Origin of the sequence: Streptomyces sp. DvalAA-14 (genome assembly GCF_900091855.1) — a bacterium.
In the GTDB taxonomy this organism is placed as follows: domain Bacteria; phylum Actinomycetota; class Actinomycetes; order Streptomycetales; family Streptomycetaceae; genus Actinacidiphila.
This window is the reverse complement of record NZ_FMCH01000160.1, coordinates 1-24,303: the sequence shown is the minus strand read 5'-3', so window position 1 is coordinate 24,303 and position 24,303 is coordinate 1. Positions and strand designations below refer to the sequence as shown.

The following is a 24,303-nucleotide window of genomic DNA, read 5'->3' as shown; positions in this document are numbered from 1 at the left end:
GGCGTCCGCCGCCCCGGCCGCGTCCGCCGCCCCGGCCGGGTCGGCCGTGCCTGTCGCGTCCGCCGTGCCCGCCGCCCCGGCCGGGCCCCTCGCGCCCGTCCTGGACGTCGTGATCCCCGTGCACAACGAGCAGGACGACCTGGAGCGGTGCGTACGCGACCTGCACGCCTATCTCACGGCCACCTTCCCCTACCCCTTCCGGATCACCGTCGCCGACAACGCCAGCACCGACCTGACGCAGGCCCTCGCCAAGGCGCTGGCCGCGGAACTGCCCGAAGTGGAGTCCTTCCGGCTGGAGCAGAAGGGGCGCGGCCGGGCGCTGCGCACGGTGTGGACGGCGTCCGAGGCGCCGGTGCTGGCGTACATGGACGTGGATCTGTCCACCGACCTCAACGCGCTGCTGCCGCTGGTCGCCCCGCTGATCTCCGGGCACTCCGACCTGGCGATCGGCTCGCGGCTGGCCCGCTCCGCGCGGGTGGTGCGCGGGGCCAAGCGCGAGCTGATCTCCCGGGCCTACAACCTGATCCTGCGCGGCTCGCTGGCGGCCCGCTTCTCCGACGCCCAGTGCGGTTTCAAGGCGATCCGAGGCGATGTGGCGCAGCGGCTGCTGCCGATGGTCGAGGACACCGGGTGGTTCTTCGACACCGAGATGCTGGTGCTGGCCGAGCGGGCGGGCCTGCGGATCCACGAGATACCGGTGGACTGGGTGGACGACCCGGACAGCAGCGTCGATCTGGTCCGGACCGCGGCCGACGACCTGCGGGGCGTGGTGCGGATCGGACGGGCCCTGGCGACCGGTCAGTTGGCGCTGGACCGGCTGCGGCGGCCGTTCGGCGACGATCCGCGCGACCGTGAACTGTCCGGTGTGCCCTCCGGGTTGGCGCGGCAGCTGGTCGGCTTCTGCGCGATCGGCGCGCTGAGCACCCTGGCCTACCTCGGCCTGTACTTCCTCTTCCGGCAGGGACTCGGGCCGCAACCGGCCAACGCGCTGGCACTGTTGCTGTCCGCGTTCGCCAACACCGCCGCCAACCGCCGCCTCACCTTCGGGGTACGCGGCCGGGATCAGGCGGTGCGGCACCAGGCGCAGGGGCTGGTGGTGTTCGCCATCGGTCTCGCGCTGACCAGCGGTTCGCTCGCCGCGCTGCACGCGGCGACCCACCGGCCCTCGCACGAAACGGAGTTGGCGGTGCTGGTAGCGGCCAATCTCGCCGCGACGGTACTGCGCTTCCTGCTCTTCCGGGCCTGGCTCTTCCCGGAGCGGCCCGCCGCCGCCTACGACACGGCCGGCCCCGCGACCGACCCCGTAACCGGCCCCGCAACCGACCCCGACGACGTCAGGAGTGCGGCATGACCGCGCCGAGCAACACACCCCCGCCGCGGTACGCCCCGGCGGAGTACGCCCGCACCGCGGCCGCCGACCCCGCTCCGGCGCCCGGCATGTCGCGGCTGGGCCGGCTGCGGCGCGGCCACCCCGGGGACCCTGCCTGGGCCCGCCCCGGCCTGCTGGCGCTGCTGCTGGGCACGCTGGCGCTCTACCTGTACGACCTGAGCGCCTCCGGATACGCCAACTCCTTCTACTCGGCGGCGGTCCAGGCCGGCAGCCAGAGCTGGAAGGCGTTCTTCTTCGGCTCCTCCGACGCGGCCAACGCGATCACCGTCGACAAGCCGCCGGCCTCACTGTGGCCGATGGAGCTGTCGGTACGGCTGTTCGGCCTCGGCTCGTGGCAGATCCTGGTGCCCGAGGCGCTAATGGGCGTCGCCACCGTCGGCGTGCTCTACGCGGCCGTCCGGCGGAGGTTCGGCGCAGGCGCGGGCCTGCTGGCCGGCGCGGTCCTCGCGCTGACCCCGGTCGCCGCGCTCATGTTCCGCTTCAACAACCCCGACGCGCTACTGGCGTTGCTCATGGTCACCGCCGTCTCCTGCGTGCTGCGCGCCCTGGAGGACGCCCGCACCAAGTGGCTGCTGTGGGCCGGCGCCGTTCTCGGCCTCGCCTTCCTCACCAAGACCCTGCAGGCGTGGCTGATCCTGCCCGCGCTCGCCCTGGTCTACGGGGTCTGCGCGCCCACCTCCCTCGGCCGCAGGCTACGCCAACTCCTCTATGCGGCAGGCGTGATGCTGCTGGCCGGCGGCTGGTGGGTGGCGATCGTGCAGCTGTGGCCGAAGTCGTCCCGCCCGTACATCGGCGGCTCGCAGGACAACAGCTTCCTGGGGTTGACCTTCGGCTACAACGGCTTCGGCCGGATCACCGGCAACGAGACCGGCAGTGTGGGGGGCGGCGGCGGTCCCGGTGGCGGCGGACGGTGGGGCGCGACCGGCATCGGGCGGCTGTTCGGATCCGACATGGGTGGTCAGATCGCCTGGCTGCTGCCAGCCGCGTTTGTATGCCTGGTCGCCGGGCTGTGGATCACCCGGCGGGCGGCCCGGACCGACCCGCAGCGCTCCGCGTTCCTGCTGTGGGGCGGCGCGCTGCTGATGACCTTCGCGACCTTCAGTTTCATGTCCGGGATCTTCCACCAGTACTACAACATCGCCCTGGCGCCCTACATCGCGGCGCTGGTCGGCATGGGCGCGGCGCTGCTGTGGCGACGCCGCACCCACATCGCGGCGGCGGCGACATTGGCCGCGGCCGTGCTCGGCACCGCGATCTGGGCGGCGGTGCTGCTGGACCGCTCCCCGTCCTGGCACCCGTGGCTGCGGGTGGCCGTCGTGGTGGCCGGGATCGTCGCCGCGGCGGGGCTGCTGGTGGGCGCGGCGCCCGGCCTGTTCCGGGCGGGGCGGGCGACTGGCGGGACGAGCGCAGATACGGCCGCAGAGACAGGCGCAGGGACCGCTGGACGGATGGGCGCGCGGATCGGCGTCGTCGCGGCAGTGGTCGGACTGGGTGCCGCGCTCGGCGGACCTGTCGCGTACACGCTCGACACGGTGAGCACGCCGCACGCCGGTTCCATCGTGACGGCCGGTCCCGCGGTCCAGGACGCCAGGGGCGGGCCGGGCGGCGGCGGGGGCCGGATGTTCGGCGGCGCCGGCGGGCGTCCCACCGGGGGCTTCCCGGGCGGCGCGCCCGGTCGCGCACCGGGAGCGCCCGGAGCTCAGGGTACGACGGGACAGCCGGGCCAACCGGGACAGCCGGGCCAGGGGCAGAACGGTGGCGGCACCCAGGGCGGCACGGGCGGTACCAACGGCGCGGGCGGCACCCAAGGCACCCAAGGCACCCAGGGCACCCAAGGCGCCCAGGGCGGCACCAACGGCACCATGCCCCGCTTCTTCCGCCAGGGCCAGGGTGGCGGCGCCCCCGGCGCTGGTGGTGGCATGGGCGGCCTGCTGAGCGGCACCAAGGTCGGCTCCGCGATGAAGTCCCTGCTCATGGCGGACGCCGGCCACTACACCTGGGTCGCGGCGGCCATCGGCTCGCAGAATCAGGCGAGCTACCAACTGGCCACCGGCAAGCCCGTGATGTCCATCGGCGGCTTCAACGGCAGCGACCCGTCCCCGACCCTGGCCCAATTCCGGAGCGACGTGTCGGCCGGCCGCATCCACTACTTCATCGGTGGCGGCACGGGTGGCGGCCCGGCTGGCGGCACGGGTGGTGGTGGCGGTTTCGGCGGCGGCGCCATGGGCGGCGCCGGCGGCAGCGGCACCGCCGGCCAGATCACCGCCTGGGTCGAGGCGCACTACACCGCCACGACGGTCGCCGGCACCACCGTCTACGACCTGACGGCGCCCAAGGCCGCGGCGCCCGCCGGCTCGGGCACCGCCTCCGCGAGCTGACGGCGCCGGCAGGGCCCCGGACCGGTCACCACCGGTCCGGGGCCCCGCCGTGTCGTGTGTCGCGACTGCGGAAGGGAAGCCCCGCGCCCCGCTACGCCAGCCGCGCCGGGAAGCCCCCGGTCGCGACCGGCCCCCACCGCTCGGGGGTGATCCGGATCAGGGACTTGCCCTGGCGCACCATGGCCTCGCGGTACTCCGCCCAGTCCGGGTGCTCACCGGAGATGGTGCGGAAGTACTCGACCAGGGGTTCGACGGAGTCGGGGGAGTCGATGACCTCGGCGGAGCCGTCCACCTGGACCCAGGGACCGCCGAAGTCGTCGGACAGCACGATGAGGCTGACCCGCGGGTCGCGCTTGGCGTTGCGGGTCTTGGCCCGCTCCGGGTAGGTGGAGACGACGATGCGTCCGGAGTCGTCCACCCCGCAGGTCAGCGGCGAGCCCTGGGGGCGGCCGTCCGCGCGGGTGGTGAGCAGGATCGCGTGGTGCCGCGGGCGGACGAAGTCCAGCAGCTCTTCCAGCGTGACGTCGGTGTTCGTGGCGATATTGGGAGCCATGCGGGCACTGTACGACGCGTGGTCGCGGCTCGCCGGACCGGATCGGCGCGGATCGTTGCAGGGGACAGCTGCCATGCCCTCGCTGAGAGTAAGGTCACGGTCGCAGGCCCGCCCGCTTCCGGTCAGGGGAGGCGGGCGGGCCGGTACGGCGTCAGCGCGGGCCGGCTGGTCCGGAGCGGCACCGGGGGCGGGCCGAGTTCAGGCGGATGCCTCGGTGAGGGACGCGATCTCCTCGGCGGTCAGTTCGAGCTCGGCGGCGGCGAGCAGGGCCGGCACCTGCTCCACCGTGCGGGCGCTGGCGATCGGCGCGAGCACCGTCGGCTGGGCAGCGAGCCAGGCCAGCGCGACCGAGGCGACCTCGACGCCGTGCGCGGCGGCCACCTCGTCCAGGGCGGCGAGCACCTTCGGGCCGCGCTCCTGGGTCAGGTAGACGGCGGCGCGCTCGGACCGGACGCTGTCCACGGCCGGGCCGCCCGGCCGGTACTTGCCGGTGAGGAAGCCGAGCGCGAGCCCGAAGTAGGGCGCCGCGGACAGGCCGCGGGCCGCGGCCAGGTCCGCCAGCGGGCCCTCGTACTTGTCCCGCTCGACCAGGTTGTAGTGCGGCTGGATGATCTCGTAGCGGGCCAGGCCCTCGCGCTCGGAGAAGTCCAGCGAGGCGGCGAGCCGCTCGGGGGAGATGTTGGAGGCGCCGATGGTCCGGACCTTGCCCTCCTTCACCAGGTCGTCCAGCGCGGTGATGATCTCCTCGACCGGCACCTCGGGGTCGTCGAAGTGGGTGTAGTAGAGATCGATATGCTCCGCGCCCAGCCGGCGCAGGGAGGCTTCCGCGCCCTTTTTGATCGTCTCGGGCTTCAAGCCCTTGAAGTCGGTGTGCCCGCCGACCTTGGTGGCGACCACGATGTCGTCGCGCCGGCCCCGGCTGTCCAGCCACTTGCCGATGATCGTCTCGGAGCCGCCGCCCTTGCCGTAGAGGTCCGCGGAGTCCACGAAGTCGCCGCCGCCGGCCGCGAACGCGTCCAGCACCGCGAAGGACTGCGCCTCGTCGGCCGACCAGCCGAAGACGTTGGCGCCGAGGGCCAGGGGGAAGACGTCGAGTTCGGAGTTGCCAATGCGTGCCATGACCATGCGCAACGGGTGGGGGGTGCACGGTATTCCGCCGACACGCTAGGGTCAGGCCCCATGTCGAATCCCACGCCGCAGCCGGACAACAACTACGACCCCGCGGGCAACACGCAGATGTTCCGCGCCTTCGTCGACGAGCAGCCGCCGCCCGCCCAGGTGCAGCGGGCCGAGACCCGTAGCCGGGCCGGGCTGATCATCGGTGTGATCGTCGCCCTGGTGGTGATTGTCGGAGTGGTCGCTCTCGCGATGAAGTAACGCGGCCGGACCGGGCCGGCGACCACTCCCGTCACGTCCTCAGGCTTCCGCGGTCAGCCCGTCGCGCAACTGGGCCAGGGTGCGGGTCAGCAGCCGGGAGACGTGCATCTGGGAGATGCCGACCTCCTCGCCGATCTGCGACTGCGTCATGTTCGCGAAGAAGCGCAGCATGATGATCTGGCGCTCGCGCGGGGGCAGTTGGGCCAGCAGCGGCTTGAGCGACTCGCGGTACTCGACCCCTTCGAGGGCGGTGTCCTCGTAGCCGAGGCGGTCCGCGAGGGTGCCTTCGCTGCCGTCGTCCTCGGGCGGCGGGGAGTCCAGCGAGCTGGCGGTGTACGCGTTGCCGACCGCGAGGCCGTCGACCACGTCCTCTTCGGACACCCCGAGGCAGGTGGCCAGCTCGGCCACGGTCGGGGAGCGGTCGAGGCGCTGCGACAGCTCGTCGCTGGCCTTGGTCAGCGCCAGCCGCAGCTCCTGGAGCCGGCGGGGGACGCGCACCGACCAGGAGGTGTCGCGGAAGAATCGCTTCACCTCACCGACGATGGTGGGCATCGCGAAGGTCGGGAACTCCACCCCGCGCTCGCAGTCGAACCGGTCGATCGCCTTGATCAGGCCGATCGTGCCGACCTGGACGATGTCCTCCATCGGCTCGTTGCGACTGCGGAACCGAGCGGCCGCGTACCGCACCAGCGGCAGATTCAGCTCGATCAGCGTGTCACGTACGTAGGTGCGTTCCGGGCTGTCCACCGGGAGTTCGGCCAGGCGCAGGAACAGCGAACGGGACAGCGTACGGGTGTCGATGGCCTCGGTGTGTAGGGACTCGGACGGTGCCACTGCGTCATGACGTTCCTGACGGAGCACCTTGGGACTGCCCACCTGTACGGACATGCCACCCCCTTGAGGTCGCGGACGGGTGTCGCGAGCGACGGTTGTTTCCTCCACTGGAATACCGGAGGCTCGCTCGCGACAAACGCGGTATCCGCAGAATGTCACATGTCGGCAACACGCTGTAGCGCCAAGTCGACATATCTGTGCAGGTGGCTTAATCCCTATCGGTTACGCTTCGAGCTGGTTTGCGGACCTCAGCCGGGCGAAGCTGCGGGAGAGCAAACGGGACACGTGCATCTGGGAAACACCCAGCTCAGCGCTGATCTGTGACTGGGTCAGGTTGCCGAAGTAGCGCAGCAGCAGGATGCGCCGCTCCCGCTCGGGAAGTTGCACCAGCAGGTGGCGCACGAGGTCGCGATGTTCGACTCCGTTGAGTGCCGGGTCCTCGTAGCCGAGCCGGTCGAGCAGGCCGGGGGCGCCGTCGCCCTCCTGCGCGGCCTCCAGCGAGGTCGCGTGATAGGCGCGGCCGGCCTCCAGGCAGGCCAGCACCTCGTCCTCGGACAGCCGCAGCCGCTCGGCGATCTCGGCGGTGGTCGGGGAGCGGCCGTGCAGCACCGTCAGATCCTCGATGGCCCCGCTGACCTGGACCCACAGCTCGTGCAGTCGGCGCGGTACGTGCACGGTCCGCACATTGTCCCTGAAGTAACGTTTGATCTCCCCGACCACGGTCGGCATCGCGAAGGTGGGGAACTGCACCCCGCGCTCCGGGTCGAAGCGGTCGATCGCGTTGATCAGCCCGATGGTCCCGACCTGGACCACGTCCTCCATCGGCTCGTTGCGGCTGCGGAAGCGGGCGGCGGCGTAGCGCACCAGCGGCAGGTTCACCTCGATCAGTGCCGCCCGTACCCGGGTGTGCTCGGGGGTGCCGGCCTCCAGCTTGCTGAACTGCTCGAACAGCACCTGGGTGAGCGCCCGGGCGTCCGCCGCGTTGGTGCTGGGCGTTCGCGTCCGGCCGCGCGGATACGTTGGTGACGCCGTACGGGCCGACATCGGCACTCCACACCCCTCATCGGTCCACACATCCGTCAAAAGCGGTCATAGCATCACAATTCATGTGTGCTTTGTGCAAGCACCGCATATTGCCGTGTTGTACGACCCAAGGGCCGCCGGCGGCCGCTGAAGACCGCTCCTGCGGGGGGCCGGACGGGTGGGACGAAGGGTGGGGCGGCTGCGCGGCCGGGGTACGAAGAAGCCCTCCGCGGGGTGCGCGAAGGGCTTGGGGTGCGGCGGCGGGGCGACAGGCCGGGCCGGCGCCCGGCGTCAGATCTCGTAGTCGGCGATCACCCAGGTGGCGAAGTCGGTCCACGGCGCCACCGCCGCCTGGTGCGCCGGATGCTCCAGATAGCGCTTCAGCGCGTCCGTGTCCTCGACCGAGGAGTTGATGGCGAAGTCGTAGGCGATCGGCCGGTCGGTCACGTTCCAGCCGCACTCCCAGGACACCACGCCCGGGACCTTCGCGCCGAGCTCGGCGAAGCCGCGCGCCCCGGCGACGACGCGCGGCTCGTCCCGCCGCACGCCCTCGTTGAGCTTGAACAGCACCAGATGCCGGATCATGGAAACCTCGTTCTCCCCGCGTTGTCCGCGCGTGCTCCGGGCCGCCCTAGTCGGCCAGGTCGTGCATGAACTTCCCGACGCTCTTGGCGGCGTTCGATATGCCCTCGAACCCTACCTGGACAAGATCGGCGGCCCGGGCCGGCTGGTCGATGATCGTGTAGAGCACGAAGATGACCAGTACGTACATGGTGATCTTCCTCGCCTGCGCCATGCTCCTTGCCCTCCCCAGCCGCGGGTCCGCACCGGTCACAAGTGTGCAATCGGTGGAGTCTATCCACCGAACGGCGTAAGCAGCGGGGCACCACCCCCATCATCATTCAATACGCCAAGCCCAACGCGCCCGGTGGGCCTGGCTGGTGGGAACGCCTGCCGGCAGGTCCCCCGCCCGGCGGCCGCGGCCGGACATGACGAGAGGCCCCACCGCGTGCGGTGGGGCCTCTCGTCATGCACTGCTCAGAGCGGTAGCGGTGGGATTTGAACCCACGGAGAGGTTGCCCCCTCACACGCTTTCGAGGCGTGCTCCTTAGGCCGCTCGGACACGCTACCGAGAGGAATCCTAGCCCACCTTCAGCCGTGCTCAGAAACCGTTTGGGCGGAAGAAGCGGGTGAGCAGGGCGGCGGCGGGGTCCGGGAGGACTTCGGCGACGACCTCGGGGCGGTGGTTGAGGCGGCGGTCGCGGACCAGGTCCCACAGGGAGCCGGCCGCGCCGGCCTTGGGATCGGGGGCGGCGTACACGACGCGGTCCAGGCGGGACAGGACGATCGCGCCCGCGCACATGGTGCACGGTTCGAGGGTCACGACGAGGGTGCAGCCGGTCAGCCGCCACTGGCCGAGGTGGGCGGCGGCGCGGCGGACGGCGAGCACCTCAGCGTGCGCGGTCGGGTCACCGGTGGCCTCGCGCTCGTTGCGGGCGGAGGCGATGACCGAACCGTCCGGGCCCAGCACGACCGCGCCCACCGGGACGTCGCCGGTGAGCGGGGCGTGCTCGGCCTCCGCCAGGGCGAGCCGCATCGCGGGCACCCAGCGGTCACGCACGGGATCCGGAGTGTCGGCTGGGGTCAGCGGACCGCCTCCAGCACGTCGCCGCAGCCCAGCGAGTCCGCGATCTCACCGAGGGCTTCGCCGGTCAGGGCGCCGTCGCCGCTGAGCGCCAGCAGCTCCTTGCCGTTCATTCCCAGGTCGGCCAGCAGCTCGGTGTCACCGAGCGGGCCGACCGGTACGTGGTCTTCGGAGTGGTCGGTCACCGTGCCGGCGTCGTCGTCGCCGTCCTCGGTGCCGTCGAGATCGACCAGGTCGTCGAGGTCCTCCGGGTCGCGGCCGAGCACCTCGTCGGTGAGCAGAATCTCCCCGTACGAGCTGCGGGAAGCCGCCGCGGCGTCGGACACATAGATTCTGGGGTCCTCTTCACCGTCGATCCGGATGACGCCGAACCAGGCGTCCTCCTGTTCGATGAAGACCAGAACCGTTTCCTCCTCGTCGCCGGCCGCGCGGGCCAGATCGCTCAGATCGGCGAGGGTTTCCACATCGTCGAGATCGGGTTCGCTCGCTTGCCAACCGTCCTCGGTGCGCGCGAGCAGTGCGGCGAAGTACACCGTGACTCTCCCACAGGTCTCAGGCCGTCCGGACCGGGTAGGACCGCTCGGCCGTTCATGATGGCGTCACCATGGTCCCACCCACTCGGCATCGTGGCAGAAACCGGGGCGCTACGAGGAGTCTTCCGCACCGCGACGTGCCAGGTCTTCGTCAGATCCAGGTAAATCCTCGATCGAGACGGGCCGTTGTGACACCGGAATGACCGTCCACCGTCACCAGCGGAAGGTCCGCATCCGCATCTGTTGGCGCATCCGGGCCGCCCGGGCGCGTCGCGGCTGCACCCGCTCGCGCAGCGCCTTGGCCTCGTTCAATTCGCGCAGGAACAGGGCGCGCCTGCGGCGCCGCTCCAGATTGCGCTCGTCCTCGTGCGGGTCCTGCTCGCTGTCGGGCACGTCCGGCATCGGGCCACCGTCCTCGCCGTTCGGGTCACCCGGGAGGCGCACCGGGCCTGTTGATCCACTTTCCCCCCATCGGGCGGTTTACCCCGGGCCGGGCGCAGAAGGGCGCGGGGGCGTACGGCCCGGCGCACGCGGGGAGGCGCCGGATACAGTCGTGCCCATGCGTCTCCACGTCGTCGACCACCCGCTGGTCGCGCACAAACTCACCATCCTGCGCGACGAGCGCACCGACTCCCCGACCTTCCGCCGGCTGGCCGACGAGCTGGTCACGCTGCTCGCCTACGAGGCCACCCGGGACGTCAGGACCGAGCCGGTCGACATCCGCACCCCGGTCGCGCCGACCAGCGGGGTGCGGCTGTCCCACCCGCGCCCGCTGGTGGTGCCGATCCTGCGGGCCGGCCTCGGCATGCTCGACGGCATGGTGCGGCTGCTGCCGACCGCCGAGGTCGGCTTCCTGGGCATGGTGCGCGACGAGGACACCCTGGAGGCGAAGACCTACGCCACCCGCATGCCGGACGACCTGTCCGGCCGGCAGGTCTACGTGGTCGATCCGATGCTGGCCACCGGCGGCACCCTGGTGACGGCGATCAAGCTGCTGATCGACCGCGGCGCGGACGATGTCACCGCGCTGTGCCTGCTCGCCGCGCCGGAGGGCGTCCAGGTCATGGAGCGCGAGCTGACGGGGCAGCCGGTCACCGTGGTCACCGCGGCGCTGGACGAGCGGCTCAACGAGCACGGTTTCATCGTCCCGGGCCTGGGGGACGCGGGCGACCGGCTGTACGGGACGGCCGGCGGCTGACCCGCCGCCACACGACGGCCGGTCGAAAGCAGCCGGACGATGGAGGAAAACCTGATCAGTGGTGGGTCGGGCTGCCTGCCTTGGCCGGCTTCTTGCCCGCGGCGCCCGGCCCGCCCTTGTCGCCGGTACCGGCCTTGCTGCCGGTACCGCCCTTGCCGTCCGTGCCGCCCTTCCCGCCGGTCGCCCCCGCCGGTGCGCACACCGGCTTCGGCGGCGGCGGGTTGGCCGCGATGACCCGCGCCTTGGCCGCGTCCGCGGGCGAGGCCAGTGCCGAGTAGCCGTCGCCGATCAGCAGGTCGACCGTCTTGCCCTTGCGGGCCGGGTCGATCTTCACCGACGAGCCCGCCACCTGGGTGCCGGCCTCCCGGGCCGCCGCCTCGCCCGCCGGGCCCGCGACCAGCAGCGCGGTCTGGGTGACCTTCTGGTCGTAGCCGTCGGGCGCGTTGCCGAACTTGGCCACCTTGAAGCCGCGGGCGGCCAGCTGATCGGCGGTGGACTTGGCGAGTCCGCCGCGCGAGGTGGCGTTCAGCACGTTCAAGGTGATCGCCGAGGGCTGCGGCATCGGGGCGAGTTTCCCGGTGTGCGTCGGCGCCGGCACCGGCTTGCAGCTCGGCTTGTTCAGCGGCGCCGCCTGGGCCTGGTTGCCGCCCTTGCCGTTGAAGACGTCGAAGAGCTGCAGTGCCCCCCAGCCGAACAGGCCGAGGACGACCACCGAGGCGATCACCGCCGCCACGACACGGCCGCGACGTCTGGGCCGGCGCATCCTCGGATACGCGTTACCGGTGACCCGGTACTTCCCACCCATCCCGGAGGGGGTCAGCATGCTCATGAGCGCAGCGTAAGCGGATTGTCAGTCCATCTCCAGGACCCGGGCATGCAGCACCTGCCGCTGCTGGAGCGCGGCACGGACCGCACGGTGCAGACCGTCCTCCAGATAGAGGTCGCCTTGCCATTTCACGACATGGGCGAACAGATCCCCGTAAAACGTGGAATCCTCGGCGAGGAGAGTCTCGAGGTCGAGCTGGCCCTTGGTGGTCACCAATTGGTCGAGCCGCACGGGACGCGGGGCGACGTCCGCCCACTCGCGCGTGCTGACCCGGCCGTGGTCCGGGTACGGCCGCCCGTTTCCGATGCGCTTGAAGATCACACGGAAAGCCTACCGGCCAAGGTTGTCCGGGCGCAGCAGTAGGGCGGCTTGTGCCGCAACCTGCCCCTCTTTCCCATCCGCACCACCATCGGCGCCCCCGCCGCACCCGCTGGCCCGCCCTGAATCGCCGATCCGCCGCCCTGCCCGCACTGTGGAACCTACGGACAGCGGAAGTACGGACCGTGCCGGCAGCCCGAGGAGGAGGGAGACCGATGCCGCCCATCCTCCCTCCGCCGCCGGGTCCGGCCGGCGGCCCACCGTTCGGTGACTGGCTCTGGCAGTCGCTGCTGCACGGCACCCAGGCCGGGGTCGCCGTCCTCGACACCGAGCTGCGCTACCGGTATGTCAATCCCGCGCTGGCCCGGATCAACGGGGTGCCGGCCGCCGAGCACATCGGCCGGACGATCGCCGAGGTGGTGCCCGGGGTGGCGGCCAGAGAGGACAGGCTGCTGGAGGTGCTGGCCGACGGGGTGCCCAGGGAGGTGGTCTCCACCGGGCAGACCCACGCCGCGTCGCCGCATCCGACGCGCTACTGGCAGGGCAGCTATCAGCGGCTGACGGACGCGGACGGCCGGGTGCTGGGGATCGGCGCGGTGATCCTGGAGGTCAGCGCGGACCGGGAGATCCAGCGCGAGCTGGAGAGGGCCCGCGAGCGGCTGCTGCTGCTGGACGCCGCCGCGGTCCGGATCGGTACCACGCTGGAGATGGACCGGACCTGTCAGGAGCTGGCCGACCTGCTGGTCGAGGTGATGGCGGACGCGGCGGGCGTGGACGTGCTGGCCTCCGGCCTGGGCGAGGGCCAGCCGTCGCCGCCACCCGACACCCTGCGGCTGCGGCGGGCCGCGCTCGCCGGCCGGCCCGAGCTGTGGGCGTACGCCGAGGGGTTCATGAAGCCCGGCGAGTACGTCGACTACCGGCGCGGCTCGCCGGTGCCCCGCTGCCTGGAGACCGGGTTGCCGGTGGTGCTGAACCTGCTGCCGGACGAGGAGCTGAGCGAGACCACGCCCCGCGCCGAGGAGGTCGCCTCCTACCGGGCCGCCCACATCCACTCCGGGCTGATCGTGCCGCTGTCCGCCCGCGGCGACCAGCTCGGCACCGTCACGCTGATCAGGGCCGGCTCCTCACCGGGCTTCGACGACGACGACGTCGCGGTCGCCCGCGCGCTCGCCGACCGGGCGGCGATCAGCCTGGACAACGCCCGCCGCTACAGCCGCGAGCACGGCATAGCGGTCGAGCTGCAGCGCGCGCTGCTGGCCACCCCCGGCGCCCCGCACCCGCGGATCGACGTCGCCACCCGCTATCTGCCGGCCGGGGAGACCGACCTGGTGGGCGGCGACTGGTTCGACACGCTCGCGCTGCCCGGCGGGATGACCCTGCTGGCCATGGGCGATGTGATGGGGCACGGGGTGGAGGCGGCGGTGGAGATGAGCCACTACCGCGCGATGCTGCGGGTGGTGTCCACCATGGCCGACCGGCCCGGCCAGATGCTGCGCCGGATGGACGCCGTGCTGTCCGCGGCCGGCACCGAACGCCCCGGGACCTGTCTGCTGGGCCTGGCCGACCCGCTGCGCGGCGGCGCCTGGTTCGCCAGCGCCGGACACCTGCCCCCGGCCGTGATCACGCCCACCGGTGGGATCACCCTGCTGGACGTGCCGCCCGGGCCGCCGCTGGGCGCGGACCTCGACGGCGAGTACGAGACGGTGTACGTGCCCTGGCATCCCGGGCACATCCTGCTGCTGTACACCGACGGCCTGGTCGAGCGGCGCACCGAGGACATCGACGCCTCGCTGTCCCGGCTGGCCGGGCTGACCATGGAGCACGCCACCGGTCCGCTGGACGCGCTGCTGGCCGGGATCGTGCGCCGCCTGGCACCGGGCGCGGCCGAGGACGACGTGGCGCTGCTCGCCGCGCGCGCCCGGCAGTAGGGCGACGGCCCGGCTGCCGCAGGCACGGGACAGGGCCGGTCAGGGCGGGTCGGCCGGTGGTCCGGCGGTCGCGTTCCGGCCGGCGCGGCGCCGTCATTCCGGTCGGCGGGACCGGCTTGTAGCCTCGAAGGTGCTGACGGCGGTCCACCGAGCCGAGGAGTGCGAGATGACCGAACGCAAGCCGCCCGGTGTCCCCTTCGAGACCTGGGTCGACAAGCAGATCCGCGAGGCGGAGGAGCGCGGCGCGTTCGCCGACCTGCCGGGCGCGGGCAAGCCGCTGCCGTCGCTGGACACCCCTTACGACGAGTTGTGGTGGATCAAGGGCAAGATGCAGCGCGAGGGGCTCTCGGTGCTGCCGCCGACGCTGATCCTGCGCAAGGAGGCGGAGGACGCGGCAGCCGCGGTGGCCGCGGCCCGCTCCGAGCGGCAGGTGCGGTCGATCCTGAACGGGATCAACGAGAAGATCGAGGCCGCGATCCGGCGCCCGCCGCAGGGCCCGCCGCTGAACCTGAAGCCCTTCGACGTCGAGCGGGCCGTCGCGGACTGGCGGGAGGCGCGCGGGGACGAGCGGCGGGACGGGGGACGTCAGGGGGAGCCGCCGGGGGACCGGCAGGGCGAAGCGGACGGGACGCGGGCGGCCGGGCGGGACGCTCGGCGGGCCGGAAAGCCGGGCCGGAGGTGGCGCGGCCGCGCGCTGTGAGGCGGCGCCGACCCCCCGACCCGGACTTTCGCAACCCTCGCGCGCGGTCGGTCAGGAGTGGCGGAACGCGGGCAGCCCCAGGTAGCCGGACACCTTGACCGGTGCGTGCGAGCCGTCGGCGGGCAGCGTCACGATGCCGGCCGGGGTGCGGGCGGCGATCAGCGTGCCGTTCGACGACCAGGCGGGCTCGGTGTAGTCGGTGGTGGCCCTGGGGGTCAGGTCCTGGACGACCGCGCCGCTGTTGGTCTCGTGCTCCACGAACAGGTGGTCGTGGCCGCCGACCGAGCGGACGAAGACGATGTCCCCGCCGTTGTCGTACGGGCTGGTCGCCGGCTCCGAGCCGGTGGTGAGCGCGCTGCCCTGCTGGCGCAGGTTGTCGTCGCGGACGTAGACCTTCCCGTCGCCGGTGTTGGCGTACACCGCGTTGCCGTACTGCGCGCCGGCGCTGGGCCATACGTTGCCGGTCTGCGGCAGGGCGGGGGTGTGCTCACCGGGCTCCGCCTGCAGGGCGAGCACCCTGGGCGTGCCGTGCACGGAGCCGGAGGGGACGCCGTACAGCCGGGAGACGCCGGCCGCGGTGCGGACCGCGAAGAGCAGATTGCTGATGGCCGGCAGCTGGGTCTGGGCGTTGCGCGGGCGGACCTGCCAGGTCGGATGGGACCAGTTCTGGTTGCCGGGGTTCCTCGCCACGACGACGCGGCCGGTGCCGTCCGGGCGGGCCACCGCGAGGTCGCCGTCGCCGTCGATGAAGGCGGCCTTCTTGCCGTCGGGGGACCAGGACAGGTCGCGCACGGCGGTGCCGAAGTCGACGCGGGTGCCGTTCATCACCACATAGCGGGTGCCGTCGCTGATGGTCAGGCCGTTGCCGGCCGTGCCGTTCTGCAGCGGGGCGGCGGAGGCGGCCGGCCGGGCGGTCGTTCCCGCGCCCGGGGCGGAGCCGGTGCCGCTGCCCGGCCTGTCGGATGCGGATGCCGATGCCGACGTGGATGTCGATCCGGGCGCCGGTTCCGACGCCGAGCCCGTCGGCGCTCCCGAACGGGAACCCGAACCAGCGGCAGGAGAACCGCTGTTGGCGGCGACGGAGTCATCCGGGCCGCAGGCGGACAGCAGGCAGGCGCCTGCGGTGAGGCCGGCGGTCAGGGCAATGGCGGCAGCGATACGGCGGCGGCTTCGGACGGGCATGGTGGTTTCCCCCTGGCACAGTGGCGGCGGCATTCGCGCCGACGGTCTTGAGCCGAGGGTCCCAAGCCAACGTCGCCAGCCGGTGCGGGCGTTGTCACGGACCGGCTACAGGGCGGGCCGGGCGCCGCGGGCCTGTCGGCGAGCGCCGGGCGACCGGTGGGCAACCGCCGGGCAACCCCTGGGCGATCCGGGTGCGATCGCGGCGTGCGTCCTTTCGCGGGGTCCGCGGACGGCGGTCAGAGCACCCCGCCGACGACCGCGCCGGCCGCCTGCGCGAGGGACCGGCGGGCGCCGGCCCCGTCCAGATAGCCGCCGACCATGGCGCCGTCGCGCAGCAGGAACAGCGCCGCGGCGGCGACCTCCGGATCGGGGTGGCCGCAGCCCGCGGCCAGTTCCAGCAGCGCGGCCCGGAACCACCCGCGGTGTCCGTCGATCAGCGCGCGCACCGGGTGGGCGGCGTCCGGGTACTCGGCGGCGGCGTTGATGAACGGGCAGCCGCGGAAACCCGGCCCGCAGACCTCGTCGGCCAGCCCGTCCAGCAGCAGGCCGAGGGTCTTGCGGGGGTCGTCGGCGACCCCGGCGGCGGCGTCGGCCAGCCGGCTGCGGATCGCCTCGTCGCGGCCACGCAGATAGGCGACGACCAGGTCGTCCTTGGTGGGGAAGTGACGGTAGAAGGTCGCCTTGGTGACCTGGGCCTCGGCGATCAGCCGGTCCACGCCGATCGAGCGGATGCCCTCGGCGTAGAAGAGAGCCGAGGCCGTCTCCAGTAGCCGCTCGCGCGGCTGCGGCCTACGGTGCTCATGTCGCCGCGTGGTCGGGTCGACGGCCGTTTCTCCTGCCTCTCCGCTCATCACCCAAACGTAACAGGACGTTCTGTCCCTCTGATTGACACTCATCACTCGGACACCCATTCTAGGGACAGAACGGTCTGTCTGCCAGGGTATGGACCGTCCCAACAAGGAGAACCGCATGTCAGAACAGTCCGTAGCGCCGCCGGCGACGATCGTCCTGATTCATGGCCTGTGGATGTCCCCGCACAGCTGGCAGCCCTGGATCGACCGCTTCACCGCCGAGGGGCACACCGTGCACGCCCCCGCCTGGCCCGGCGTCTCCGAGCTGGACCAGCCGCTCGACCACGACCGGGCCCCGGCCGAGATCGGCGTCACCGAGTTGGTGGACCACTACGACGCCTTCATCCGCGGGCTGCCCGAGTCGCCCGTCGTCATCGGCCACTCGTTCGGCGGACTGATTGTCCAGCTGCTGCTCGACCGGGGTCTGTGCACGGTCGGCGTCGCCCTGCACCCGGCCCAGCCGCGCGGGGTACTGCGGCTGCCGCTCGCCGCGCTGCGGTCCTCCTTCCCGGTGCTGAGCAACCCGGCGAACCGCAAGCGCGCGGTCGCGCTCAACGACAGCCAGTTCCACTACGCCTTCGCCAACACCGTTTCCGCCGAGCAGGCCGCCGAGGAGCGCGCCCGGCTGGCGATTCCCGGCCCGGGCCGCCCGCTCTTCGAGGCCGCGCTGGCCAACTTCACGCCGAAGGGTCGCTCCGCGACGGAGGTCGACTTCACCAATGGCGACCGGTCGCCGCTGCTTCTGGTCTCCGGTACCGAGGACCATGTCGTCCCGGCCGCGGTCGTGCACGAGAACTTCACCAAGTTCGGCAGGTCGAAGGCGCTCACCGAGTACAAGGCGTATCAGGGCCGTGACCATGGCACCGCCTTCCACGAGGGCTGGGAGGACGTGGCCGACTACGCGCTGTCGTGGGCGCTGGCGCATCGCTCTTCGGCGGGGGAGGCGGGCGGGCCGCTGACGGCGGAGGAGCCGGTGACGCCGGCTCCCGCCGCTCCCGTGGATCCGCCCGCTCCCGCGGCTCCCGCAGCTCCCCCGGTCGCCTCGGCGGGCCCCACGGCTCCTGAGCCGTCGGTGGATCCGGCTCCGCCGGTGAGTCCCGCTCCGCCGGTGACGCCGGAAGACCCCACGGACCCGGAGCCGCCCGCTGGGCCGAAGAGCGCACCCGGGGAGTGAGCCGGCGGCCCGTGTGGTTGGTTGGGTGCGGGTTCGTCGTGGCTGGTCGCGCAGTTCCTCGCGCCCCTTTGGGGCTCGTGGCGGCTGGCGGTGGCTGGTTGGGTGCGCGTCCGTGGTGGCTGGTCGCGCAGTTCCTCCCCCAGACTTCGTCCGGGGGTACCCCCAGCGCCCCTTGGGGCTCGTTTGGGGGGTGAGGGCGTGCCCTTGGTGGGGGCGGGGACGTTGTATCGAGCATGAGCATCCGTCGAATCCTCACCACCGCCGCGGCCGGGTCCTTCCTGATGGCCGTTGGCGCACCCGCCGTACAGGCCGCCGACCTCGGCTCCACGCTGGCCAGCACGGCGCTGACCGCCCAGACCGCCGGCGAGCAGGCCGGCACGGCCACCTCCGGGGTGATGAACCAGACCGGCGTCGCGAAGAAGGTCACCGCCGTCAAGAACGCCGTGCAGGCCGGCGCGGACGCGGTGAGCGCGGGGAATCAGCTGGTCAACGGCTGATCGCCGGTCAGCAGCCGTACTGCGCGGGCCGAAGGAGGGGCACCCCGGTGGGGTGCCCCTCCTCGCTTGCCGTGCTCAGCCCTTGAGGCTGCTCACCGGCACCAGGAAGTGCGCGGCGGTGCCCAGCACTTCCGGGTCGCCGGCGAAGCTCCGCAGCGTGTGTTCGGCGACCAGCGAGCCGGGCGCCGCCTCCGGCCAGGGGCGGCTGGCGAGGATGACGTACACCGCCCTGCGTGCCTGGGCCGCGGCCGTCCACTGGTCGGGAACCGGGCAGGAGGCGTGCAGATACGGCATGGTCAGCACGGCCTTGCCGCCCTCCACGAGTACGGTCACGCGGGCCCGCGACGCGCGCGACACATCGAGGATCGCGCCGCCCACCGGCAGCCCGATCTCCTCGGCCGCGGCCAGCACGGCCGCTTCGCCGGCCTCCGGGCCGTCCACTCCGTCACCCAGCGAATAGGCCATCAGAAACGGCATGTCGGCGCCGTCCTCGGCGTACTCGCCGGCCCACGGGATCACCACGAGGGTGCCCAGCCGGCTCTGCAGGGAGGACTTGGACGATGCGGCGGCGGTATTGGTCTGGCTCATGGGCCGGACCCTAACCGCCGACCACCCCGGTCCGGGGCTGATGTCACCTCAGCGGGCCACCGTACGGCACCGGATTCCCCCGTTCGTGGGGTTCTCACCGAACCCGCGTACCCCAACGGCGCAGTGGCGGCCGAAGATCGTCCGGTGGCGAACAACGTGGGCGTACGGCGGACTTGCGGGGCGCGGGCCACCTGCCCGTACGCCGTGCGGACGCGCTTCGGTTGCGGTAGGACCAGCTGTTTTTCACGGTGGTGACGGCAGTTGTTCACTCCACCGAAGGGAACCTTCTCCATGCGTACCCACCGGATCACCGGCGTGGTCGTCTCCACCGTGCTCGCCGCCGCACTCACCGGCGGCGTGCTCAGCGCCACGTCCGCTTCCGCCGACGCCCACCACCGCCCCGCGTCCGCGGCCAACCCGGTGGTGCCGTCGGCGCCGGGCGAGGCTAACGCCCTCATCGCGCGGGCCAAGACACTCGGCGGCCTCGGCCCGGTGACGGATCCGGCCGCCAAGATGGTCCAGGACGCGCTGGCCCGCCCGGCCTCCGCGGCAACGGTCCGGAAGGACGCGGCGATGCTCGGATCGGCCATCGCGGCAGCGAAGCGGGCGCTGCCCGCCACCCCGCCGGCTCCGGCCGCTCCGGCCGCCCCCGCCAAGCCGGCCGATCCCGCCATGCCCGGCATGCCCGGCGGCACGAACACCCCGAACACCCCGAACACCCCGGCCTCTCCGGCCATGCCCGGCATGCCGAACACCCCGGCCGCGCCCGCCGCGCCCGCCGCGCCCGCCGCGCCCGGTTCGGACAACGCCCCGGACCGCGTCTCGCACCAGTCCCAGCGGACCGTCCGGGCCACCTCCCCGCCGACGCCCTCACCGCTCTCCAGGGCGCGGTGGACGCGCTGCTCAAGGCGGTGACCTCCGGCGACGTGTCCGGCCTGCTGGGCGCCGCCGGCAACGTCGTCACCGGTCTGGTCGCCGTGGTCGTCGCCATCGTGCTCGGCGGCAGCGGTCTGCCCGCGCTCCCCGCCGCGCCGGCCGCCTGACCCGGCTCCCCGCAGCCGCCGCCGGCATCCGCCCCGGCAGCCGTACCAGGCCCGCGGCCCCTTCGTCCGTCACCTCACGACGAAGCGGCCGCGGGCCCGCGTCCGTCCGGACACCCGCGGGTGCCCGCCGCGTGCCCGCCGCCTGCCCGCGGCCACCCACCCGGCCCGCGCCGCGTTCGGCGGTCAGCGCCGGTAGTGCAGCAGCACCACACCGTTGCCGAAGGTGTGCGACTCCATCAGGCGCAGCGTCCTGATGCCGTCCGCCGCCCCGAAGAGCCGTTTGCCGCCGCCGACCAGGACCGGGTGGACGTAGACCCGGTACTCGTCCACCAGATCGAACCGCATGAACTCCGCGGCCAGTTCCGCGCCGCCCAGCGTCAGATCCCCGCCGGGCTCGGCCTTGAGCGCCTCGACCTCCGCCGGGTCCACCGCCGGCCGCACGGTGGCGTTCCAGTCGGCCCGCCGCAGCGTGCGCGAGTACACGATCTTCGGCTTCTCGCGCCAGATCCTGGCGAACCGCGCCATCTGCGGGGTGCTCGCCGGGTCGGTGTCGGCGGTCGGCCAGAAGGCGGCCATCAGCTCGTACATCACCCGGCCGTTGATGAAGGCACCGGCCGCCTCCAGTTGGTCGTTGAAATGACGGTGCACCTCCTCGTCCACCTGGTGCCAGTCGAGGTCGTGTCCCGGTCCTTCGATGAAGCCGTCCAGGGACATCGACATGAACACCGTGACCTTGCGCATCGGACCACTCCTTCCTTCACTCCGTCGGCTTATTCTGATCGGCCGTCACCGGTTCAGCTCAACTTGCGTGACTATTGGAGATCCGGCCCCGTTGCGCAGAGCGTCAAAAGCCGCAGGGTATGCGGCTGGTTTTCATCTCAGGGAGATCTTGATGTCGCGTATCGCGAAGGCTGCGGCTGTCACCGCTGCCGCGGGTGCTGTTCTGGCCGCCGGTGCTGGTATCGCCTCGGCGGATGCCGGTGCCGGAGGCGCCGCGGTCGGTTCTCCGGGTGTGCTGTCCGGCAACCTCCTCCAGGTGCCCGTGCACGTTCCGGTGAACCTCTGCGGCAACACCATCGACGTGGTCGGCCTGCTGAACCCGGCGTTCGGCAACACCTGTGCGAACGTCTCGTCCCACGTGCTGGGCGGCGACATGTAGTTCGCGTCAGCGAACGGCCTCCCGCCCCGCCCGGGGCGCGGGGGCCGTTTCCGCGCCCGCGCCGCGCAAGCGGTGCGGTGCGGTGCGGGTCAGTTCTCTTCGTACTGGTAGTAGTGCCGGTGGTCGAAAACCGCCGAGGGCTTCACGCCGAAGGGCGGCATCGGCTCATTGCTGCTGATCACCCGCCCGTGCTGGGGATCCTTCGCGCCCAGCGGCCGGTCCGGCAGATAGCGCGAGGTCCGGTGCTGGCGCTGCCAGCGCACCCAGATCAGGTCGATGAAGGCGTGGTGCAGCCAGAACACCGGGTCGTTGGGCGAGGACGCGCCGATCATGTGCCCGCCCACCCACTGGTGCACCCGGTTGTGCAGATAACCGCCCGCTTTGTCGCTGACCGTCCAGCCCTCGATCCGGTTGCGGAAGCCCTGGGTGTGCGGGGACGAGTTCCAGGGCGCCGTGTCGTAGGTCGCGATCGCCAGCGCCCCCGTCAGTTCGGCCGCGCTGGGCAGTTTCAGCGGCCGGTCCGGACGGCCGAGATTCCGGGTGAGGTAGCGCTCCTCGGTGACGCCGAAGACGATCGGCCAGCCGCCGTTGCGGTAGGCGAACGGGCCGGTCATCACCTGGCCGTCGCTGCTCCGCCCGTTGCCGCCCATGAAGTCGTCGGCCCACAGCTTCGAGGACGCGGAGCTGTCCCGGGTCCAGTCCCAGTACGGGATGCTGACGCCGGGGTCGATCAGCTGGAGCTCCCGCTCGAAGACGATCAGGAAGTGGCGGTGCCACGGGAAGAACGTCGGTGCCATGTGCGCCACCCGTAGACCGCTCTCGCCGTCGGCCGCGAAGTACCGGCTGTGCAGCGAGACGTATTTGTCGTAGCGGCCCAGGCGCTTGACCTCCAGCACGGCTTTGACGAATCGGGTGCGCTGGTCGCTGGTCAGGTTGCGCTGATTCTTGCGGGTGTACACGGCACGGACCCCTCGGCGTCGTCAGTGGTGGTGGCCGGCGTTCGTCAGGGACAGGTCGGCGCGCCCGATGGCGTCGACGGCTCCCCGCGCGGTGGCGAGCGGAGTCAGGAACGGCTGGAAGTGGTTGGCGACGCTGATCCAGCTGCCGTCCACCCGCCGCATCAGCTGGAGCGGTCTGCCGTCGACGAAGACATCCAGGCCGGCTTCCGCGTCCGACGCGAAGCCCTGGATCCGGCGGTTCCGGTACACCTCGTCGAACAGCGGGGCGCTGCTGCCCTCGTCGTCCTGCGGCGGTTCGCCGGGCGGGCCGAGAGCCGCCTCGACCGCGCCCGGGGTGGCCGCTGCCGGGTTCCGATCGCTTGCCGCCAGCATCGGCGACAGTGCCGCGGCCGTACCGGAGACCGCGGCCGCGGCCGTGAGTCCGGTCCTGAGCACCCGTCTGCGCGTCACCATGGCCCGGCTCCTCTCACCCGCGTGTGTCCACCGCTGAGGGTTTACCGTGCGGCGCCGCACATCATGCCGCCGCACAGGTGTGAGAGTGCGGATTTCCGATGAGCACCAAAGCTGAATTCATCCGTCCGAGTGAGAACGGCGTCGGCTCGGGGATGCGGATGACGGACCGCCAGAAAGCGCGCGGGGAGCAGGAATAAGGAGCGCGGCTCATCTCTTCGGACGGCGGAACCCGGTCGGCGTAATCAAAGCGCGCGGTAATTCAACCTACGTTATGACTGGTCGTCAGGAGGCGTGATCGTGCGCCGTGGCCCACGACGGAGGAGCGACATGGCCGAGGGACGCGAGTGGTTGGCGAGAACGGGCGCCGCGACGGTCACCGCGGCGCTGCTGCTCGCCGGCGTCGCGGCCTCCGCCCTCGGCGACGGGGTACGGACGCAGCGGTCCTCCCCCGGGGCGGGCGAGCCGACGGCGAGTCCGGCGTCGTCCACCGCTTCCCCCGCCACCGCCCCCGCCGCACCGGCGGGCAGCACCGTCCCGTCCGTCCCACCGCAGCCGTCGCTCCCGCCGCTCATGGGCGCCTTCACCGACTCCGGGCCGGACGGTGTCCACAGCCTGTCCGTCTTCCAGACCTGGCTCGGCGGAACCGAGATGCGGGTCGGCCACACCTATCTGCCGGGCGCCCATTGGGCCGACATCGAAGGCAGCGCGACGCTGCTCCAACCGTGGGCGGACTGGAAGCGGGCCGACCCCGACCGGCTGCTGGTGCTCAACGTGCCCATGCAGCAGGACAACGAGGCGCACCTGTCCGACCAGCAGGTCCGCAGCCGGATCAGGGCCGGCGCGAGCGGCGCGTACGACAAGCACTTCACCGCGCTCGCCCGGCGGCTGGTCGCCCTCGGCGTGCCCGACACGGTGATCGTGCTCGGCTGGGAGATGAACGGCACCACCTACACCCACCGCTGCGCGCCCGACCCGGCCGACTGGAAGACGTACTGGAACCGGATCGTCACCGCGATGCGCGCCGTCCCCGGCCAGCACCTCCGCTTCGACTTCGCACCCAACAGGGGGCGCGACGCCATCGCCTGGACCTCCTGCTACCCCGGCGACAAGACGGTGGACATCGTCGGCATGGACTCCTACGACCAGCCGCCCGGTGAGTCCTTCTACGACCAGGTGATCGAGCCGTACGGCCTCCAGGCCCAGGTGACCTTCGCGGCCCAGCACCACAAGCCGATCTCCTATCCGGAGTGGGGGCTGTTCCGCAACGGCGACGACCCCGACTACATGAACCTGATGCTGGCCTGGATCACCGCACACAAGCCGCTCTACCAGGCGATCACCGACTACTGCCCGCACGGCGTGCTGCACTGCACCAAGAACCCGAAGTCGTCCGCGGTGTACCGGGCGCTGCTGGGCACCGACCGGGCGGCCCCGGCGGCCCCGGTCGAGTCGTGCGTCTCGGTGCCGCTCAGCGACGCGATGAAGGAGACCTACGACAGCGGGCAGGTCTGCATGACGCTCCAGCCGAAGAAGCTCCCGCCGGCCACGAAGTAGCCGGGCCGAAGCGGCAGCAGACGGCGGTCGGTGGCGGTCGGTGCCCGCAAGCCGAGGTCAGTCCCCGGCCGCGCCCCGGCGGGAGCGCAGCGCCCGGACGCGGTCGCGCCAGGCCCGCAGCCGCGGGGAGGCGCCTGCCG

General features: G+C 72.2%; 28 protein-coding genes, 1 tRNA gene and 1 pseudogene. 12 read left to right on the top strand and 18 right to left on the bottom strand.

All coding sequences use genetic code 11. From position 1 onward, the window contains the following. Positions 1-46 precede the first annotated feature (46 nt). Positions 47-1,351: a glycosyltransferase gene (locus GA0115240_RS07800; protein WP_093735924.1), complete on the top strand. Its 1,305-nt coding sequence runs from the start codon at positions 47-49 to the stop codon at positions 1,349-1,351. Beyond that, positions 1,348-3,768, top strand: coding sequence for a glycosyltransferase family 39 protein (locus GA0115240_RS07795; RefSeq protein WP_093735921.1), 2,421 nt, complete (start codon positions 1,348-1,350; stop codon positions 3,766-3,768). Before GA0115240_RS07800 ends, GA0115240_RS07795 begins: the two co-directional genes overlap by 4 nt. Before the next feature lie 91 nt (positions 3,769-3,859). Here GA0115240_RS07795 and GA0115240_RS07790 read toward each other — a convergent pair whose 3' ends face one another. Together GA0115240_RS07790 and GA0115240_RS07785 are read right to left on the bottom strand one after the other, a co-directional pair. Further along, positions 3,860-4,321 carry a PPOX class F420-dependent oxidoreductase gene (locus tag GA0115240_RS07790; protein WP_093735920.1) on the bottom strand — a complete coding sequence of 154 codons (462 nt, stop codon included), beginning with the start codon at positions 4,319-4,321 and terminating at the stop codon, positions 3,860-3,862. A 198-nt stretch (positions 4,322-4,519) separates the two neighbouring features. Beyond that, the gene (locus GA0115240_RS07785) at positions 4,520-5,440 is read right to left on the bottom strand and encodes an aldo/keto reductase (RefSeq protein WP_370673291.1); all 921 of its coding nucleotides are present in this window, start codon (positions 5,438-5,440) and stop codon (positions 4,520-4,522) included. Positions 5,441-5,500: 60 nt separating this feature from the next. Between GA0115240_RS07785 and GA0115240_RS07780 the strand changes: the two genes are divergently transcribed. Then, the gene (locus tag GA0115240_RS07780) at positions 5,501-5,698 is read left to right on the top strand and encodes a hypothetical protein (protein WP_093735918.1); all 198 of its coding nucleotides are present in this window, start codon (positions 5,501-5,503) and stop codon (positions 5,696-5,698) included. Between the two features lie 39 nt (positions 5,699-5,737). Here GA0115240_RS07780 and GA0115240_RS07775 read toward each other — a convergent pair whose 3' ends face one another. From GA0115240_RS07775 to GA0115240_RS07745, 8 genes are all read right to left on the bottom strand, one after another. Beyond that, entirely contained in the window at positions 5,738-6,586 is an 849-nt protein-coding gene (locus GA0115240_RS07775) for an RNA polymerase sigma factor SigF (protein WP_093735917.1), read from the bottom strand. 168 nt (positions 6,587-6,754) lie between these two features. Next, positions 6,755-7,576 (bottom strand): RNA polymerase sigma factor SigF, encoded by an 822-nt coding sequence (locus tag GA0115240_RS07770; RefSeq protein ID WP_202451136.1) that lies wholly within the window; start codon positions 7,574-7,576, stop codon positions 6,755-6,757. Positions 7,577-7,846: 270 nt separating this feature from the next. Further along, the gene (locus GA0115240_RS07765) at positions 7,847-8,140 is read right to left on the bottom strand and encodes a Dabb family protein (RefSeq protein WP_093735915.1); all 294 of its coding nucleotides are present in this window, start codon (positions 8,138-8,140) and stop codon (positions 7,847-7,849) included. A gap of 46 nt (positions 8,141-8,186) precedes the next feature. Continuing rightward, positions 8,187-8,351, bottom strand: coding sequence for a hypothetical protein (locus tag GA0115240_RS36710; RefSeq protein WP_176725009.1), 165 nt, complete (start codon positions 8,349-8,351; stop codon positions 8,187-8,189). Positions 8,352-8,599: 248 nt separating this feature from the next. Then, positions 8,600-8,686, bottom strand: a tRNA-Ser gene (locus GA0115240_RS07760). A gap of 31 nt (positions 8,687-8,717) precedes the next feature. Next, entirely contained in the window at positions 8,718-9,152 is a 435-nt protein-coding gene (locus tag GA0115240_RS07755; protein WP_093735923.1) for a nucleoside deaminase, read from the bottom strand. Positions 9,153-9,199: 47 nt separating this feature from the next. Further along, positions 9,200-9,733, bottom strand: a complete 534-nt coding sequence (locus GA0115240_RS07750) for a tRNA adenosine deaminase-associated protein (RefSeq protein ID WP_093735914.1) — start codon at positions 9,731-9,733, stop codon at positions 9,200-9,202. 213 nt (positions 9,734-9,946) lie between these two features. Further along, positions 9,947-10,135 carry a hypothetical protein gene (locus tag GA0115240_RS07745; protein WP_093735913.1) on the bottom strand — a complete coding sequence of 63 codons (189 nt, stop codon included), beginning with the start codon at positions 10,133-10,135 and terminating at the stop codon, positions 9,947-9,949. A 157-nt stretch (positions 10,136-10,292) separates the two neighbouring features. Between GA0115240_RS07745 and upp the strand changes: the two genes are divergently transcribed. Then, a complete protein-coding gene (upp, locus tag GA0115240_RS07740; protein ID WP_093735912.1) occupies positions 10,293-10,931 on the top strand; it encodes a uracil phosphoribosyltransferase in 639 nt (212 codons plus the stop codon). A gap of 55 nt (positions 10,932-10,986) precedes the next feature. On the opposite strand, the gene GA0115240_RS07735 is transcribed toward upp, so the two are convergent. Beyond that, a complete protein-coding gene (locus GA0115240_RS07735; protein ID WP_237554696.1) occupies positions 10,987-11,760 on the bottom strand; it encodes a LytR C-terminal domain-containing protein in 774 nt (257 codons plus the stop codon). Between the two features lie 21 nt (positions 11,761-11,781). Continuing rightward, positions 11,782-12,078, bottom strand: a complete 297-nt coding sequence (locus GA0115240_RS07730; RefSeq protein ID WP_093712089.1) for a type II toxin-antitoxin system VapB family antitoxin — start codon at positions 12,076-12,078, stop codon at positions 11,782-11,784. A 212-nt stretch (positions 12,079-12,290) separates the two neighbouring features. On the opposite strand from GA0115240_RS07730, the gene GA0115240_RS07725 reads away from it, so the two are divergent. After that, on the top strand, positions 12,291-14,003 hold the full coding sequence (locus GA0115240_RS07725) for a SpoIIE family protein phosphatase (protein WP_093735911.1): 1,713 nt from the start codon (positions 12,291-12,293) through the stop codon (positions 14,001-14,003). Between the two features lie 166 nt (positions 14,004-14,169). Continuing rightward, positions 14,170-14,562: pseudogene (locus GA0115240_RS07720) on the top strand (DUF1992 domain-containing protein); the annotation flags it as partial. A gap of 192 nt (positions 14,563-14,754) precedes the next feature. Here GA0115240_RS07720 and GA0115240_RS07715 read toward each other — a convergent pair. Continuing rightward, positions 14,755-15,885, bottom strand: a complete 1,131-nt coding sequence (locus GA0115240_RS07715) for a PD40 domain-containing protein (protein WP_093735909.1) — start codon at positions 15,883-15,885, stop codon at positions 14,755-14,757. Between the two features lie 236 nt (positions 15,886-16,121). After that, a complete protein-coding gene (locus GA0115240_RS07710; protein WP_093735908.1) occupies positions 16,122-16,736 on the bottom strand; it encodes a TetR/AcrR family transcriptional regulator in 615 nt (204 codons plus the stop codon). A 118-nt stretch (positions 16,737-16,854) separates the two neighbouring features. Here GA0115240_RS07710 and GA0115240_RS07705 point away from each other — a divergent pair, with 118 nt between their 5' ends. Both GA0115240_RS07705 and GA0115240_RS07700 read left to right on the top strand, forming a co-directional pair. After that, entirely contained in the window at positions 16,855-17,910 is a 1,056-nt protein-coding gene (locus GA0115240_RS07705; RefSeq protein ID WP_202451135.1) for an alpha/beta hydrolase, read from the top strand. A gap of 233 nt (positions 17,911-18,143) precedes the next feature. Continuing rightward, positions 18,144-18,407 carry a hypothetical protein gene (locus tag GA0115240_RS07700; protein ID WP_093735907.1) on the top strand — a complete coding sequence of 88 codons (264 nt, stop codon included), beginning with the start codon at positions 18,144-18,146 and terminating at the stop codon, positions 18,405-18,407. A 75-nt stretch (positions 18,408-18,482) separates the two neighbouring features. Here the strand turns inward: GA0115240_RS07700 and GA0115240_RS07695 are convergent, their stop codons facing one another. Further along, positions 18,483-18,995, bottom strand: a complete 513-nt coding sequence (locus GA0115240_RS07695; RefSeq protein ID WP_093735906.1) for a DUF5949 family protein — start codon at positions 18,993-18,995, stop codon at positions 18,483-18,485. Between the two features lie 291 nt (positions 18,996-19,286). Between GA0115240_RS07695 and GA0115240_RS07690 the strand changes: the two genes are divergently transcribed. Beyond that, the gene (locus tag GA0115240_RS07690) at positions 19,287-19,910 is read left to right on the top strand and encodes a hypothetical protein (protein WP_093735905.1); all 624 of its coding nucleotides are present in this window, start codon (positions 19,287-19,289) and stop codon (positions 19,908-19,910) included. Further along, positions 19,886-20,038 carry a hypothetical protein gene (locus GA0115240_RS36705; RefSeq protein WP_161302077.1) on the top strand — a complete coding sequence of 51 codons (153 nt, stop codon included), beginning with the start codon at positions 19,886-19,888 and terminating at the stop codon, positions 20,036-20,038. Before GA0115240_RS07690 ends, GA0115240_RS36705 begins: the two co-directional genes overlap by 25 nt. A gap of 183 nt (positions 20,039-20,221) precedes the next feature. Here GA0115240_RS36705 and GA0115240_RS07685 read toward each other — a convergent pair whose 3' ends face one another. Next, entirely contained in the window at positions 20,222-20,779 is a 558-nt protein-coding gene (locus GA0115240_RS07685; protein WP_093735904.1) for a dihydrofolate reductase family protein, read from the bottom strand. A 151-nt stretch (positions 20,780-20,930) separates the two neighbouring features. On the opposite strand from GA0115240_RS07685, the gene GA0115240_RS07680 reads away from it, so the two are divergent. Beyond that, a complete protein-coding gene (locus GA0115240_RS07680) occupies positions 20,931-21,197 on the top strand; it encodes a chaplin (RefSeq protein ID WP_093735903.1) in 267 nt (88 codons plus the stop codon). 89 nt (positions 21,198-21,286) lie between these two features. Here GA0115240_RS07680 and GA0115240_RS07675 read toward each other — a convergent pair whose 3' ends face one another. Further along, complete coding sequence (locus GA0115240_RS07675) at positions 21,287-22,156, bottom strand: tyrosinase family protein (protein WP_093735902.1); 870 nt, start codon at positions 22,154-22,156, stop codon at positions 21,287-21,289. A 21-nt stretch (positions 22,157-22,177) separates the two neighbouring features. Further along, on the bottom strand, positions 22,178-22,609 hold the full coding sequence (locus tag GA0115240_RS07670; RefSeq protein ID WP_093735901.1) for a tyrosinase family oxidase copper chaperone: 432 nt from the start codon (positions 22,607-22,609) through the stop codon (positions 22,178-22,180). Positions 22,610-22,936: 327 nt separating this feature from the next. Between GA0115240_RS07670 and GA0115240_RS07665 the strand changes: the two genes are divergently transcribed. Continuing rightward, on the top strand, positions 22,937-24,163 hold the full coding sequence (locus GA0115240_RS07665) for a glycoside hydrolase family 26 protein (protein ID WP_093735900.1): 1,227 nt from the start codon (positions 22,937-22,939) through the stop codon (positions 24,161-24,163). The last annotated feature ends 140 nt before the right edge of the window (positions 24,164-24,303 follow it).

Coding starts and splice junctions, on each gene's coding strand:
- GA0115240_RS07710 (WP_093735908.1), bottom strand. CDS start 16,736: ATGAGCGGAGAGGCAGGAGAAACGGCCGTCGACCCGACCACGCGGCGA.
- GA0115240_RS07770 (WP_202451136.1), bottom strand. CDS start 7,576: ATGTCGGCCCGTACGGCGTCACCAACGTATCCGCGCGGCCGGACGCGA.
- GA0115240_RS07725 (WP_093735911.1), top strand. CDS start 12,291: ATGCCGCCCATCCTCCCTCCGCCGCCGGGTCCGGCCGGCGGCCCACCG.
- GA0115240_RS07715 (WP_093735909.1), bottom strand. CDS start 15,885: ATGCCCGTCCGAAGCCGCCGCCGTATCGCTGCCGCCATTGCCCTGACC.
- upp (WP_093735912.1), top strand. CDS start 10,293: ATGCGTCTCCACGTCGTCGACCACCCGCTGGTCGCGCACAAACTCACC.
- GA0115240_RS07790 (WP_093735920.1), bottom strand. CDS start 4,321: ATGGCTCCCAATATCGCCACGAACACCGACGTCACGCTGGAAGAGCTG.
- GA0115240_RS07795 (WP_093735921.1), top strand. CDS start 1,348: ATGACCGCGCCGAGCAACACACCCCCGCCGCGGTACGCCCCGGCGGAG.
- GA0115240_RS36710 (WP_176725009.1), bottom strand. CDS start 8,351: ATGGCGCAGGCGAGGAAGATCACCATGTACGTACTGGTCATCTTCGTG.
- GA0115240_RS07785 (WP_370673291.1), bottom strand. CDS start 5,440: ATGGCACGCATTGGCAACTCCGAACTCGACGTCTTCCCCCTGGCCCTC.
- GA0115240_RS07695 (WP_093735906.1), bottom strand. CDS start 18,995: ATGAGCCAGACCAATACCGCCGCCGCATCGTCCAAGTCCTCCCTGCAG.
- GA0115240_RS07680 (WP_093735903.1), top strand. CDS start 20,931: ATGTCGCGTATCGCGAAGGCTGCGGCTGTCACCGCTGCCGCGGGTGCT.
- GA0115240_RS07685 (WP_093735904.1), bottom strand. CDS start 20,779: ATGCGCAAGGTCACGGTGTTCATGTCGATGTCCCTGGACGGCTTCATC.
- GA0115240_RS07735 (WP_237554696.1), bottom strand. CDS start 11,760: ATGAGCATGCTGACCCCCTCCGGGATGGGTGGGAAGTACCGGGTCACC.
- GA0115240_RS07780 (WP_093735918.1), top strand. CDS start 5,501: ATGTCGAATCCCACGCCGCAGCCGGACAACAACTACGACCCCGCGGGC.
- GA0115240_RS07775 (WP_093735917.1), bottom strand. CDS start 6,586: ATGTCCGTACAGGTGGGCAGTCCCAAGGTGCTCCGTCAGGAACGTCAT.
- GA0115240_RS07670 (WP_093735901.1), bottom strand. CDS start 22,609: ATGGTGACGCGCAGACGGGTGCTCAGGACCGGACTCACGGCCGCGGCC.
- GA0115240_RS07765 (WP_093735915.1), bottom strand. CDS start 8,140: ATGATCCGGCATCTGGTGCTGTTCAAGCTCAACGAGGGCGTGCGGCGG.
- GA0115240_RS07745 (WP_093735913.1), bottom strand. CDS start 10,135: ATGCCGGACGTGCCCGACAGCGAGCAGGACCCGCACGAGGACGAGCGC.
- GA0115240_RS07705 (WP_202451135.1), top strand. CDS start 16,855: ATGTCAGAACAGTCCGTAGCGCCGCCGGCGACGATCGTCCTGATTCAT.
- GA0115240_RS07690 (WP_093735905.1), top strand. CDS start 19,287: ATGCGTACCCACCGGATCACCGGCGTGGTCGTCTCCACCGTGCTCGCC.
- GA0115240_RS07665 (WP_093735900.1), top strand. CDS start 22,937: ATGGCCGAGGGACGCGAGTGGTTGGCGAGAACGGGCGCCGCGACGGTC.
- GA0115240_RS07700 (WP_093735907.1), top strand. CDS start 18,144: ATGAGCATCCGTCGAATCCTCACCACCGCCGCGGCCGGGTCCTTCCTG.
- GA0115240_RS07755 (WP_093735923.1), bottom strand. CDS start 9,152: ATGCGGCTCGCCCTGGCGGAGGCCGAGCACGCCCCGCTCACCGGCGAC.